The sequence below is a fragment of the Blautia sp. 2227st1_G12_2227SCRN_220401 genome, from assembly GCF_039062885.1.
GTDB classification, from domain to species: domain Bacteria; phylum Bacillota; class Clostridia; order Lachnospirales; family Lachnospiraceae; genus Blautia_A; species Blautia_A fusiformis.
The window spans coordinates 12,401-26,727 of the sequence record NZ_JBCLNI010000013.1 but is presented as its reverse complement, the minus strand read 5'-3'; the positions used below and the strand labels follow the sequence as shown (position 1 = coordinate 26,727).

Sequence of the window (14,327 nt, the reverse complement as noted above, 5' to 3'; positions counted from 1 at the left end):
TTGTTTTTCATATGGTTATTATGCGAAAAACTGGGAGAAATATGCATAAAAATCTCTTATTTATCTGTCGCTGCAGGAGCCGCATTGTCGTATGCCTGCTGCAGAAATACTTCCTGAGAATTAAGCGGAGCATTATCGGATGGTTCGATCTTATAATTTCCCTTATTGTTCATGATCCTTGCTTTTCGATTATCACTGAGCATTGTCACAAACATTTCCTGGATCTGCATACGGATATCCGGATCCTCGATAGGCGCCGCAACTTCTACACGACGAAGAGTATTTCTTGTCATAAAGTCTGCAGAGGAAATATAGATCCTTGCTCTCTCCTGTGTTCCGAAAATATAAATACGGGAATGCTCCAGAAAACGTCCTACAATACTGATAATGTGGATATTTTCTGTCTGCCCCTTCACTCCCGGGATCAGACAGCAGATACCACGGATCACCATATCAATGTGTACTCCTGCACAGGATGCTTCTACAAGCTTGTTCATAATACGTTTATCTGTCAGAGAATTCATTTTCAGACCGATATATGCCTGTTCTCCGGCCTTCGCATGCTTGATCTCCTCATCGATCATGGCAAGCACTTTGTTCTGAAGACATCTTGGTGCCACAAGAAGATGCTCCATATCTTCAACGGTTTCTCCCATTGCCAGTGCCTGGAATACTCTGGCCGCTTCCGTTCCGATCTTCGGATCCGCAGTCATAAGAGAAAGGTCTGTATACAGACGGGCTGTTTTTTCATTATAGTTTCCTGTTCCGATCTGTGTATAATATTCCACATTTCCATCTTTTTTCTTCATGATCTGGCAAAGCTTGGAATGTACCTTATAACCATCCAGACCGTAGATCACGTGACAGCCCGCATCCTCCAGGAGCCGGGACCATCCAATATTGTTTTCCTCATCAAAACGCGCCTTCAGCTCCACCAGAACGAAAACTTCCTTTCCGTTTTCTGCTGCTTCGATCAGAGCCTCCACAACCTTACTCTGTTTTGCCACACGGTAGAGTGTCATCTTAATGGAAACTACAGCCTCATCATTGGCAGCCTCATGAAGCATTGTAAGAAACGGCTTGATGCTTTCATATGGGTAGGAAAGAAAACGGTCCTTTTTCGCGATCTGGTCAAGGATCGGTTCGTGATTGTTAAACAGAGGAGACTTCTGAGGAATTCTTTTTTCATAAAAAAGCTCTGTTCTTTTTCTCAGGCCATCCTGGATCTGGAATACAAAAGAAAGATCCAGTGGTATATCTCCCCGGAATACATAATTCTTGTCCACTTCCAGATACTCGCAAAGTGTTTCAACAACATCTCCGTCCATTTCTCTTGACAGCTCCAGACGGATCGGTGCCAGTTTCTTTCTTGCCTTGATCAGTTCTACCATAAACTCACGGTAATCCAGATCTTCATCATAAAGAGCATCTGCGTCAATATCCGCATTTCTGGTAATACGAAGCAGGGACTTTGCCTTGATGTGATAGCCCTTGAAGATTTTTGAAACAAAGTGAAGGATCAGCTCTTCAGACAACATGTAGGTGCCGGTTTTTCCCGGAACCGGGATCAGACGCTGGATACCTGCACTGCTGCACGGAATGATACCCAGCTTTTCTTTTCCTTTTTTTGTTTCCAGAACTACTACCGCATAGATCTCCTTATTCCGGAGAAATGGAAACGGCTGTCTTTTTCCGACGATAGACGGAGAAATAACCGGAGCCACCTCTGCTTCAAAATAGCGGTCCAGATAATTGCGATCCTCTTTTTCGATCTTATGGAAATTCAGCATATGTATGCCGTATTGTTCCAGCTTTTCCATGATTTCTTCATAAACTGCATCTCTTTTCCGATTCAGTTTTTTTGTTCTGGCAAGGATCGCATCCAGCTGTTCTTCCGGTGTCATATTGGTTTTATTTTCACGGATATCCTTTGCCAGAAGCATCTGATCCACCAGAGATCCCACCCGTACCATATAAAATTCATCCAGGTTGCTCTGATAGATGGATGCAAATGTGAGACGTTCACACAGCGGATTTTCCGGATTCTCAGCCTCCTCGAGTACTCTTTCATTAAACTTCAGCCAGGATAATTCCCTGTTCATGTATATTGTATCTGCCATTTTTCCTCCTGCGCCGCCATATATTTTTCTTTTTCGGCCGACTTTATCTGTAATTATCCGTATCGTATCAAGCGGGCATTCAGATTTTGCCTGACTGCATGTTTATGAATGCCCTCTCTTCACGATTTGCATACAATTATACTGATCGGATGTTTATTCCATAACAAGGCTTTGTTAAATCCTGATAAAATTTTTTTTCGAAAATAGGGGTTGCATTTTTGAATAATAGTGGTATAGTATTCGTATACTTGATATGTAGTTTTGAATACTACATGTTATTTTATCAGTTTCTACATTATTACATCGTAAACTGTCGCAATGATCCGTCATTGATGAACCGATCTTGAAGTTGTCCATATGATATAAACAGCAGATTTTTTTGCAGGAGGTGTTTTTATATGAAATTTAAATTAAAAGATCCGGGAAGCGCCATAACCCACGGAATCGGCATGCTTCTTGCCGTGGCCGGAGCCACTCCGCTGATCGTGAAGGCGGCTAGAAGTGCAGATGTTCTCCATGTTTTTGCAGTAAGTGTTTTTATCCTTACCATGATCCTTCTTTACCTAGCAAGCACACTTTACCATTCCGTAAGCTCCACAGCCAAGGTGAACCGCCGTCTGAAAAAAATGGATCACATGATGATCTTCGTGATGATCGCCGGCAGCTACACTCCTGTATGCCTGATTGTTCTCCACGGACGCACCGGCTATATCCTCTGTGCCCTCGTATGGACCGTTGCCATCATCGGAATGATCCTCAAGGGCTGCTGGATCAACTGCCCGAAATGGCTTTCCTCTGTGATCTACATTGGAATGGGCTGGCTGTGTGTACTTGCTTTTGTTCCGATCTTCCACAATCTGCCCCGTGCAGGCTTCGGATGGCTCCTTGCCGGCGGCATCATCTATACCATCGGCGGTGTGATCTATGCGCTGAAGCTTCCGATCTTCAATGCGAAGCATAAGAATTTCGGCTCCCACGAAGTATTTCATGTCTTTGTGATGCTGGGAAGTGTGTGCCATTTTGTTGTAATGTATTTCTTTGTAGCCGGTATGGCGATCCACTGAGTTACTCTGTGATCAGCTAGATAACAATCTCACCTTTCGGATACCTTAAAAACTTAAAGCCCCGGAACACGGACAGACCTCAGGAAGTCGAAGTTATAACTTCTCTGAAGCTGCCTCGTGTTCCGGGGCTTCTTATTATGCCCGATCCAGCCTGTGATCCCGATGATCTCAGCCGATGGTCAGTGTGGAAAGACCACTGCAGTTAAAATATGCAAATGCACCTATAGTTTGAACACTGTCCGCAATGTCAAGCTTTACAAGATTTTCGCAGTCTGCAAATGCATAGGCTCCGATGCTGGTAACGCCCTCCTTGATCCGGACCTCTGTTATCTGGTCACGGTATCCGTTCCAGGGGACTTCTTCCTCATTTTGCCATTCATTCATGGCTCCCTGTCCTGCGATCTCGAGAACTCCGTTTTCATCAAGGCTCCAGGATACAGTATTCTCCTCCGCTCCACAAAAACCGCTCTTTTCTTCTGCCGGATCGGTTTCTGTTTCCATATCTTCCGATGCTGCGTTCTCCTCAAATGCTGCTTCCGGCTGGTCTTCCTGATCATCCGGGAGCATTTCCTGCGGAATGTCCGCTTCTTCATTTTCCGGAAGCTCTGTTTCTTCCGGTATTTCTGATGTATCTTGTGTTTCCGGATCATCCGGTGCTGCCAGCTCATCTGACATGTCTGGTGCCTTTGAAATCTCAGATTTATTTTCCGGTTCTGCTTCGGAAATTTCTGCTGCATTTATTGTTGGGACTTCTTTTATTTCAGTCCCTGTAATAGATTCTGCCGACGGATCCGTCACAGTATCCGATACAGCTTCTGCTGACTCCTTCGCACTGAATGTATCCGCTGCAAAAACACTTTCCATCCATATCCCGCAAGTCAGCATACTGACAGCTGTAATCCCTGCAAGTATTTTTTTATTTATCCTCATTTCCATGCCTCTACTTTCTGATCCTTACTGCTTTTACCTTGCTCCAGGAAGAATAATATTTCTTTGTTCCTGATTTTTTGTATGTGCGGATCCTTACGTAATACGTTTTGTTTTTCTGAAGCTTTGTCAGCGTGTATTTCGTTTTGGATACTCCGGACACTGTTTTTTTGCTTCCGGATCTGAAATTTTTGTTTACGGAATACTGGATCTCATATCCGGTCACATATCGGTTTTTCTTCCATGTGATCTGCGCTTTTCTGCCGGACAGGTTCTTTGCCGTCATCAGGGTAGTTCCTGCCGGATTGACTGTGACTGTAATACTCTTTGTGGCGGCATTGTATCCTGCTGTGGCGGAAGAACGGATCGTGATCCTTGCACTGCCGGTGAATTTCGCCGCAATGGTAATCCTTCCTTTTTTGTCTACCTTTACAGATTTACTGCTGGAAGAATATTTCAGCGGAGCTTTCCCATAAACTTTTGCATTGATGCTGATCTTCCGGGCTTTTGCATACCAGGTCCGCCGGATATTGGAGGCTTTGATGGTATTGCTGCGTTTTGTTACTTTGATGGTGCAGAAGGTGGAGCCGGCGGTATAATTGGTTCCCTTTGCAGCGTATGCCATGATCGCCGCGGTTCCTCCGCCTTTGATGGTTACTTTACCGGAGGCCGGATCTACGACAGCAGCTTTGGGGTTGCTGGAGCTGTAGGTTATGGTTCCGTCTGTTGTTTTTTCAGACAGTGCACAGAGGAATGGTTTTGTGCCGTATTTTACAGTTATTGTTTTTTTGTCAAATTTCAAGCTCGGCTCTGTCTGTTCGATAAGGAATCCTGCTTTGTAGGTTCCGCTGTAATTTCCGGCTCCTGTGATCTCCAGCTCTGCATTTCCCGCATTGACGTTATTGCTGCATTTTACGGTGTAATCTGTATTTTTCTGCAGTGTATAGTTTCCATCCATGATGATCATTTCCGGAGTTTTTTCGGTTCCGTCATAGGTGTATTTCTGCTCTGCGATCCTGATATCGCACAGTGCAAGGCTTCGTTTTGCCGGGCTGCCTGTTTTTGGATTCCATGGTACCCAGGTAATATTTCCGCCGTAATCCCGGAGGATATCCAAAGACCATGTTTTGTCTGTGTATGGATAGTATACGGTTGCAGTTACATTTTTGAAGATGTTATTTCCGAGTTTCGGACTGTTGCCATAAAAATAGATATTCTGCAGATTTTTGCTGTCTGCAAATGCGTTGTCGCCTATTTCTGTTACGTTTTCTTTGATATTCAGATTCACCAGGTTTGTACAGTTGCTGAATGCGCCCGGTTCGATCACGGTTGCATTTTCCGGAAGCGCTTTTCGGATCTCAAAGGTTATTGTGGCTGTTCCTGTATAATCGCTGTCGGTTTTGGCGATCACGGTGATCTTTGCTGTTCCCGGATTTACATTATCTGCGAGATATACCTGGTAGTCTTTTCCTTCTGTCAGTGTTTTTTCATTGTAAGTGATGGTTACTGTTGGTGTTTTTTCGATTCCATCGTATACATAGGTCTGTTCTGACAGCTGAATACTGCAGGCTGACAGAGCGATCTTCGCTTTTTCCAGTATCGGGAGCTGACGGTATTCTTTGTGTGATGCATTTCTTCTGCAAACTCTTTCTGCCTGTCCTGGTTCTGTATAAGTTGCAGCCTTTATTGTTTTCCACTCTCCGTAATCATGGCCTAACGCTGCTGTTGTGGTCTGGGCTTTGATCACGGTTCCGCAGACGCTGCAGTGACTTCCTTCTGTTTTTCCGGTTGTCTCACAGGTGGCTGCTACCGCCGCGTCTTTTACCGCCTTGTGACCTGTAGCTGCGATCGTTTCTGTTCGTGTCTTTTTGCAGCGGGTGCAGGTGTAGGTCTTTGTTCCGGCTGCGGTGCAGGTTGCTGCTTTTGTTACCTTTCCTCCGTCCCAGCTATGGCCGAGTGCTGCTGTAGTGGTCTGAGCTTTGATTACTGTGTTGCAGACGCTGCAGTGGCTTCCTTCTGTCTTTCCGGTTGTCTCGCAGGTGGCTGCTACCGCCGCGTCTTTCACTGCCTTGTGGCCTGCGGCTGCGATCGTTTCTGTTCGTGTTTTCTTGCAGCGGGTACAGGTGTAGGTCTTTGTTCCGGCTGTGGTGCAGGTTGCTGCTTTTGTTACTTTTCCGCTGTCCCAGCTGTGGCCGAGTGCTGCTGTAGTGGTCTGGGCTTTGATCACTGTGTTGCAGACACTGCAGTGGCTTCCTTCTGTCTTTCCGGTTGTTTCACAGGTGGCCGCTACGGCTGCATCTTTTACCGCTTTGTGGCCTGTCGCTGCGATTGTTTCTGTTCGGGTCTTCTTGCAGCGGCTGCAGGTGTAAGTCTTCGTTCCGGCTGCGGTGCAGGTTGCTGCCTTGGTTACTTTTCCGCTGTCCCAGCTATGGCCGAGTGCTGCTGTAGTAGTCTGGGCTTTGATCACTGTGTTGCAGACACTGCAGTGGCTTCCTTCTGTCTTTCCGGTTGTCTCACAGGTGGCTGCTACCGCCGCGTCTTTTACTGCCTTGTGGCCTGTGGCTGCGATCGTTTCTGTGCGTGTTTTCTTGCAGCGGGTACAGGTGTAGGTCTTCGTTCCGGCTGTGGTGCAGGTTGCTGCTTTTGTTACCTTTCCGCCGTCCCAGTTGTGGCCAAGCGCTACTGTTGTGGTCTGGGCTTTGAGTACGGTTCCGCAGACGCTGCAGTGACTTCCTTCGGTTTTTCCAGTTGTCTCACAGGTGGCTGCTACTGCTGCATCCTTTACTGCCTTGTGACCTGTGGCTGCGATCGTTTCTGTTCGTGTCTTTTTGCAGCGGGTACAGGTGTAGGTCTTCGTTCCAGCTGTGGTACAGGTTGCTGCCTTTGTTATCTTTCCACCGTCCCAGCTGTGGCCTAACGCTGCCACTGTGGTCTGGGCTTTAATCACTGTGTTGCAGACGCTGCAATGGCTTCCTTCTGTCTTTCCGGTTGTTTCACAGGTAGCTGCTACTGCTGCGTCTTTCACTGCTTTGTGACCTGTTGCTGCGATTGTTTCTGTTCGTATCTTCTTGCAGCGGGTACAGGTGTAGGTCTTCGCTCCGGCTGTGGTGCAGGTTGCTACTTTTGTCACTCTTCCGCCGTCCCAGCTGTGGCCTAATGCTGCTGTTGTGGTCTGCGCTTTGAGTATGGTTCCGCAAACACTGCAGTGACTTCCTTCGGTTTTTCCTGCGGTCTCACAGGTGGCTGCTACCGCTGCGTCTTTCACTACTTTGTGACCTGTTGCTGCGATCGTTTCTGTGCGTGTCTTTTTGCAGTGGGTACAGGTGTAGGTCTTTGTTCCGGCTGCGGTGCAGGTTGCTGCTTTTGTCACTTTTCCGCTGTCCCAGCTGTGGCCTAATGCTGCTGTTGTGGTCTGGGCTTTGAGTATGGTTCCGCAGACACTGCAGTGACTTCCTTCGGTTTTTCCTGCGGTCTCACAGGTGGCTGCTACCGCTGCGTCTTTCACTACCTTGTGACCTGTGGCTGCGATCGTTTCTGTGCGTGTCTTTTTGCAGCGGGTACAGGTGTAGGTCTTTGTTCCGGCTGCGGTGCAGGTCGCTGCTTTTGTTACCTTTCCGCTGTCCCAGTTGTGGCCTAATGCCGCTGTTGTGATCTGGGCTTTGATCACCGTATTGCAGACGCTACAGTGACTTCCTTCTGTTTTTCCGGTTGTCTCACAGGTGGCTGCTACCGCTGCGTCTTTCACTGCTTTGTGGCCTTCCTTAACAACAGTTCTTGTTCCGAGTTTCTTTAAAGTGCCACCGCTTCCGGTGCCTGAATTATCAGCATACATCACCCAGATTTCCAGAGTATTATTTCCTTCCTTCAAGCTACTTCCAGAAATCTTCACTTCATATGCCCTGGCATTCGGGATTGTCTGTGTAGTGGCATTCGCGGATGTAGTATAACTGATTCCATTTACCACATATTTGAAAAGTGAAATCTCTTTTGAACTGTCTCCGGCCCATCCTTTAAGGATAACCTCCTCACTGTCCTTACAGCTGATCTTCGTATTATCAGCCGGTGAAAGGATCTCGTCACCAGACTGTACTTCCTCCGAAGTATCATCATAAAATTCCACACTTACCGTATAAGACTTCTTTGTAACCCCATCCGGTGCTGTAAGCGTATATACAACCGGACTGGTAAAATCATGCTTCGAACCATTCCAGAATCCTGAAGGAAGTTCAGTTCCCATGCCTGAGCCATAATCAATCGAAGGCTTCAATTCTGTAACATTCGTCCCACTCGGCACCCGAAGAACGATCGTATCCTCCCCGATCGCACCGATAACATCCTGCTTCAGTCCAGGATTTTCCACCTTCTTAAGCACAAAACTGTAAAATGCAGCCTGATCAGAAGGAACCACATGGATCGTCACAGTCACCTGAATACTCTCCTGTGTCTCTGTATCGCTGATCTTATACTGTGAACTGTAATCTCCGGCTGACGCCGTAACAACACCTGTATAGCTAAAAGCATTATATTTTCCTCCGGGCAGATTCGTGCGATTCAATCCTGTCGGCAGCTTTTCCTCAATTACTGTAGTCGCATACGTTCCACTTCCACCAGTCACATTATCTGTGCACGGATACTGCGCCGCACTTTTTCCTGCACTGACATACAAATCCAGTGCCGGTACAGTCAGCGGACTCCGCACCGTGATCGTCGATGACGCCACAACTACCGAGCCATACTCTGACGGCAGTTTATCCGTCGCATAAAATACGATCGTACTTCCGCTGTCAGCACTTTCCAGAACCTTATCTGCTGCAACCGTTGTAAAAGATCCATTCTTTCCAAAAGCAACATGAACACCATATTTCTCCAGCTCATCCGCTTTAAATATCGGGGTCTGCGTCCCATCATTATATGTGATCTGCAGTTTCACACCGGACAGATCCAGCGTATTCCCAACTGTAAACTGAGTTTTTGCCGGTGCTGCAAGCACGGAAAGCTTCGTTGCTTTTCTGGCTGTTACCGTAATACTTACCGAAATTTCTTTTCCAAAATAATTAAATATCACGGAGGTATCCGCAGACTTCAGCGGACCTGTTTTATCATAGGAAAAGCCACTGTAAATATATACATAACGTCCACCTATTGTGGCAAAAAAGCTGGCGCCTGAAGGATCAAACTTCTGATTTTCACTGTATGTCGTCTTCGGACGCCCGGAAAGCACAATACTTGTAATATCACTGGCAGATGGTTTTTCGACTGTCATCGACCAGCTGATCTGTTTTCCCTTATAATTGATCGTCAGTTCCCTTGTCCCCGTTTCCGAATTTTCAAATCCGGCGATCATATCCTTCGTGATCGTTACTGATGTAGAATTATTAACAATAAGCCTTCCCCAATACGCCGGAACTTCTCCCACGTAACATTCTTTCGGTACACCGGAAACAGACAGCGATCTGATCGCCGATGCATCTGCACGTTCCGGCAGTCCATCCTTGGAAATCTGCCAGTCTCCGTCAAAGCTCCAGCCTTTATATGAGTTCGGATCCTTCATCTGCTCTGCTGTAAGAACACCGCCTGTTGTAAGCGTCTGTTCCGTGTTTGTCCCGATGAGCGCTCCCTGGCCGTTTTTACCATAACAATCCGAAACATGTCCATTCAGACCGATAGCAGAATTGAGTACATTTGCATTTACCTGTGCACAGATCTGACCTGTAACTGCTGTTCCGCCAGTCACGCGAAGCGTACCTGTAAAAGCACACTGTTTCACATATCCGCCCATGTTTCCAAACTGTTCGATCCGGCCGGCAATGCCTCCAAGGTAAACCTGATAAGAATTTCCGTTAGCCTGTGTGACAGAAAGATTTCCTCCTGCAACACATTTTTCAATAATACCAATGTTTACTCCTGCGATACCACCAACATAGCTGTCTGTAGCTGTCATGGATATGGAAATATTTACTCCGGACGAACAGCCGCTGATAGTACCGGCCACCTCATTCTCTCCGACAATCCCGCCAAAAGCCGGATGGCTCATGGAACTGGTAGAGCCCATATGTCCTGTTACCGTTCCGGTTACCCTGCAATCCTGGATCTTACCGGTATTATACTGTGCCACAACACCATGGATATCATGACTGTCATAATCAAAATCCGCAACAATATTCAGATCCTTTATCGTTCCTGCATTCTGCTGGATCAGAGGTTTTTGGAGACCGGTTATTGTGAAACCGGCTCCGTCCAGCGTTCCACTGAAATACGATGCCGAAAAATTTGTCCTTCCGTCTGTACTGATATTTTTTGTCAGACGATAGTATGCTCCCTGGTTTGCCTGAATCAGATTAAGATCATCGATCGAAGATATCTTATATGGATTTGCAGACGTACCATCTCCCTCTGCCGGTGCAAGGGAAGAGCTTCTGCTTCCGATGATACGATAAACAATCCCTGCGGAGCCATCCGTCGGAACGGTAAACTCACCGTTCGACAGCTTCACCAGGATTGCCGATGCTGCCGGCAATGTATGATTTTCATTGCTGTCCCCTGCATAAACCGGGAATGTCGCTGCCTTTGCCGCAGCAATGGTATCTCCGTAAAAGCTGTATTTACCGGAGCTCTCACCAGTTGCAACTGCCGTATAAAAATCTGCCATAAGCTCCTTAAAAGAAACTCCGGTTACTTTCTCCAGATATTGCTCACAGCTGAGAGAAGAAGCATCGATCGTATAAAACTTTGGAAGCACTTCCATAGGCTGATAGCTTCCTGCCATCCGGTCGATAACATATCTTACAAAAAGATACGGCATTCCATAGTCCTGTGCATTGTCATCCCGGTAATTCTCGTAGATCAGCGAAGCCCCTGAACGGATGGCCGTATTACTTCCAATACCATTCAGCCAGCCGCTGCTGTCCGTTCCTCCCCAAAGATAGTCCATGACAGCCACTGCAAGACCCTCATTCAGCCACGAATATCTGCCGGTACTCATAAATCCGGTTTTCAGCCAGAGGATTGCATGCTGTCCCTCATGAACAAGAAGGCCATTTCGCTTTGACATCTCCCCCGAAACATAAGAAGATGCTGACGGTGTGTTGATATGGATCGCTGTGATCCCTTCATCATACATATACATACCGCTGGCGCTGCTTAAAGACTCCAGCAGGATCGACAGCTTGCCTGAGCCATCCTGTGCCGGAAAATCACCTGCACAAAGCTGGTTAAGGATACGGTAAGGCTGACCATCGTAGACAGCTGCCATATCCGCAGCGATCAGAGATGTTTTCCCTGCGGTATCGTAATCTGCCTTCAGGGTCTCATCCATCCACACATAGCAGTGTTCCCCAACTCCGATGCAGACATATGTTTTTCCATATGTATCATGGCCGTTAGTTCTATAGATGTACTTTTTTTCACCTACCTGATAGGTGGTTGCCGCAGCCTGTACAGCAGTCAGCATCGGTTGGTCATCCTGCATGTATGCCTGCAGCTGATCATCCTCCAGACTCTGTACCTGCCCCACATCTGCTGCCTCTCCCGCAGTTCCCTCTGTTGCCGCCTGCGCCGATGCATTGCTTCCACCCTGCACGACTGCATAATCTTCTGCTTCAGAGTCCGCCGCCTGTGCCGATGTCCCGTCAAACTGCAAGGTTCCCGTATTTCCGGGATTTGTGGTATCTGTGTTAATGATAACTGCATATTTCCCGGAAAATGTTTCTCCTGGCTTACCCTCCTGAACTGCTGCAAAAACCTCTGTTCCACAAAATAACCCCAGAAACAGAAAACAGCACATAAGCCGGAGACAAAAATCTTTTGTCTTTTTCATCCTCTTTCCTTTCCTCTTCTCAGCTGACTGAGTTCTTTGATTTTTGTGTTTATTCTACCATGTTCGCAATATTCGCACAATTCCAAATATTTGATTTTTATTATCATAAAGCGTCTTTTTCTGCCTCCGTTGCAGCTGTTCGCCTGCCGTGTATACAAAAAAAAGCGAAAAGCTCTGGTATTGGTATCGTACAGAACTTTTCGCTCTTATTGAACTACTCTTATTGATATTCAGCATGACTGCCTTCAGCTCCAGTGACGGGTCTGCATCCGGAATTGAAAAGATTTCCGACAGTTTCAAAACCTCATCAACTCCAGCTTCTTCTCCCTGGTCAATTGCTTGATCCGGTACTCCCGGCTCATGGCCTCCTCCTTTGTGGCAAAGCCTTCATAATACACCAGCTTCACCGGCCTTTTGGCCCGGGTATATTTGGCGCCTGCTTTGCCTTCATTATGCGCTTTCATCCGCCTGGCAAGGCAGTTTGTCCAGCCGGTGTAGAGCGTGCCGTCTGCACACTGCACGATGTATGTATAGTTCATAGCAGTCTCCTCTTCTGTAAAAAATTTATGCAATACAATGCCAAATGCCAGTACATCTTCAGTAACATCAACCCTGATATTTGCCTTCCTGTAAAACAAATATCTGAACACTTTTCTGGATAGTGTGATCTGTCTTCCGTGATATTTCCTCTCCTGTAAAACAAGCATCCAGTCGGCCGCATTCTTTCTATGTAAAGACAGCCACCAGCATTTCTTCAGCAGCCGTCCTTCTATCCTCAAGCAGCCGGCACAATTCATGTATTTCACTTACATCAAAAAAATAAAAGCAGGTCGGGATTCCGGCTGCGGATTTTCCCACCTGCTTTATTATACGGTCATTTCTTATTTCTGTGAATATGGAATTCACTGCATAGCTGCTCTATAGGTATTCGTATTCTGATCTTGCTGTATTTCACGATCAATAAGCTCTGCCTACTCCATCACATAATTCTTCAGCACATAAATCTTCCCATCACACTCCACAGCCTCCACCTTCACAGTCTGCTCATCCGTTTCCGGATAATACCTGGTAGAAAAAACAATTTCTCCACCATTCACATAGATTTCCACTGCTGTGGTATCTGCAAGGATTCTGAAAGCTTCAACCTTACCGGACGGAACATGCGCCTTACGTACTTTACGTCCGGCACCGGCCTTCTCGGAGAGAGTTAAGATCACATCTCCGTCCTGATATTCCAGGAAGAGATTTTCCCCAAGGCTCACTTTACCCTGCTCACCTTTTACCTGAACATCCAGATCAAACGGTCCATTCACCGGAATCTCCGCACTGGAACCGCTGACAGAAACGCCAGTCTTTCTCAGCCCGTTCAGTTCTTCCACCGGATACTGATAAAGCATTCCGTTTTTATACGTAACTTCCCTTGGAACAGTCAGGCAATGCTGCCAGCCTTCGCTCTCTGCTGTAGGATTCACATACTCCTCATCTGCATCCGGCATTCCCATCCAGCCGATCAGGATCCGCCTGCCCTTTCCATCCTGGAATGTCTGGGGTGCATAGAAATCAAAGCCGTGATCCCATTCCCGGAAAGCTTTTTCCTCCGGCTTTCCATCCTTCAGGATAAAGTATCCGGACTGATAGATGTTCTGAAAACGGAACTCTTCTCTGGTCAGTCCCTGGGGAGATACAGAAAGCACCTCCTGTCCCTCAAGAGTGAAAAAATCCGGGCACTCCCACATGTATCCGAATGCCTTCTCCGTAGTAAGCTCACCGTCAAATTTCCAGTTCTTCAGATCTTCGGATCTGTAAAAAAGTACGGCGCCCTGGTCGCTTTTCTGACGGCCGCCAAGGATCATCCGGTACTCTTCCCCCTCCTTCCAGACCTTCGGGTCACGGATGTGGCAGGTGTAATTCTCCGGATAATCCTCACAGGAAACTGCAACCTCCTTTGTTCCGAAATGAAGGCCGTCCGCACTCTCCACATGAAGAGTGCTGGACTGTCTTCCGTTATTGATATAATCATAATCTCCATCCATCTTGATGTTTCCTGTGTAGAAAAGATGAAGCTTATCTTTCTCCGCAATGGCAGAGCCTGAGTAAACACCATGACAGTCATAAATGCTGTCCGGCAGAAGCGGAACCCCTTCATATCTCCAGCTGATCATATCTTCACTGGAGTAATGTCCCCAGAATTTCAGTCCACCGTTGGCCTCAAACGGAGAATACTGGAAAAACACATGATATCTTCCCTTGTACCAGCATAATCCGTTCGGGTCATTGAGCCATCCCACAGGCGGCATCAGATGATGGGTCAGACGGTTTGTCTGCATCGTCCTGGCAACTGCTGCCGTTTCCTCGATTTTTCGCACTTCCTCTGCAAGGACCTTGGTCAGAGAACTCATT

At 47.0% G+C, this 14,327-nt stretch carries 6 protein-coding genes; 1 reads left to right on the top strand and 5 read right to left on the bottom strand.

Annotation, left to right across the window (positions count from 1 at the left end; genetic code table 11):
* Nucleotides 1–56 precede the first annotated feature (56 nt).
* The gene (gene ppk1 / locus ABCM67_RS08350; protein WP_147603695.1) at nt 57–2,120 is read right to left on the bottom strand and encodes a polyphosphate kinase 1; all 2,064 of its coding nucleotides are present in this window, start codon (nt 2,118–2,120) and stop codon (nt 57–59) included.
* 398 nt (nt 2,121–2,518) lie between these two features.
* Here ppk1 and ABCM67_RS08345 point away from each other — a divergent pair, with 398 nt between their 5' ends.
* Nucleotides 2,519–3,184: a hemolysin III family protein gene (locus tag ABCM67_RS08345; protein ID WP_110103161.1), complete on the top strand. Its 666-nt coding sequence runs from the start codon at nt 2,519–2,521 to the stop codon at nt 3,182–3,184.
* A 168-nt stretch (nt 3,185–3,352) separates the two neighbouring features.
* Here ABCM67_RS08345 and ABCM67_RS08340 read toward each other — a convergent pair whose 3' ends face one another.
* From ABCM67_RS08340 to ABCM67_RS08325, 4 genes are all read right to left on the bottom strand, one after another.
* Nucleotides 3,353–4,114, bottom strand: coding sequence for a leucine-rich repeat domain-containing protein (locus tag ABCM67_RS08340; RefSeq protein WP_178015889.1), 762 nt, complete (start codon nt 4,112–4,114; stop codon nt 3,353–3,355).
* A gap of 10 nt (nt 4,115–4,124) precedes the next feature.
* Nucleotides 4,125–11,927 (bottom strand): leucine-rich repeat protein, encoded by a 7,803-nt coding sequence (locus ABCM67_RS08335; RefSeq protein WP_147603697.1) that lies wholly within the window; start codon nt 11,925–11,927, stop codon nt 4,125–4,127.
* 296 nt (nt 11,928–12,223) lie between these two features.
* Nucleotides 12,224–12,466: a GIY-YIG nuclease family protein gene (locus tag ABCM67_RS08330; RefSeq protein WP_118626573.1), complete on the bottom strand. Its 243-nt coding sequence runs from the start codon at nt 12,464–12,466 to the stop codon at nt 12,224–12,226.
* Nucleotides 12,467–12,898: 432 nt separating this feature from the next.
* Nucleotides 12,899–14,326 carry a glycoside hydrolase family 32 protein gene (locus ABCM67_RS08325; protein WP_342992740.1) on the bottom strand — a complete coding sequence of 476 codons (1,428 nt, stop codon included), beginning with the start codon at nt 14,324–14,326 and terminating at the stop codon, nt 12,899–12,901.
* Nucleotide 14,327 lies beyond the last annotated feature (1 nt).

What these genes read in the sequence shown, in the direction of transcription:
- ppk1 (WP_147603695.1), bottom strand. Translation starts at nt 2,120, where the DNA reads ATGGCAGATACAATATACATGAACAGGGAATTATCCTGGCTGAAGTTT.
- ABCM67_RS08345 (WP_110103161.1), top strand. Translation starts at nt 2,519, where the DNA reads ATGAAATTTAAATTAAAAGATCCGGGAAGCGCCATAACCCACGGAATC.
- ABCM67_RS08340 (WP_178015889.1), bottom strand. Translation starts at nt 4,114, where the DNA reads ATGAGGATAAATAAAAAAATACTTGCAGGGATTACAGCTGTCAGTATG.
- ABCM67_RS08335 (WP_147603697.1), bottom strand. Translation starts at nt 11,927, where the DNA reads ATGAAAAAGACAAAAGATTTTTGTCTCCGGCTTATGTGCTGTTTTCTG.
- ABCM67_RS08330 (WP_118626573.1), bottom strand. Translation starts at nt 12,466, where the DNA reads ATGAACTATACATACATCGTGCAGTGTGCAGACGGCACGCTCTACACC.
- ABCM67_RS08325 (WP_342992740.1), bottom strand. Translation starts at nt 14,326, where the DNA reads ATGAGTTCTCTGACCAAGGTCCTTGCAGAGGAAGTGCGAAAAATCGAG.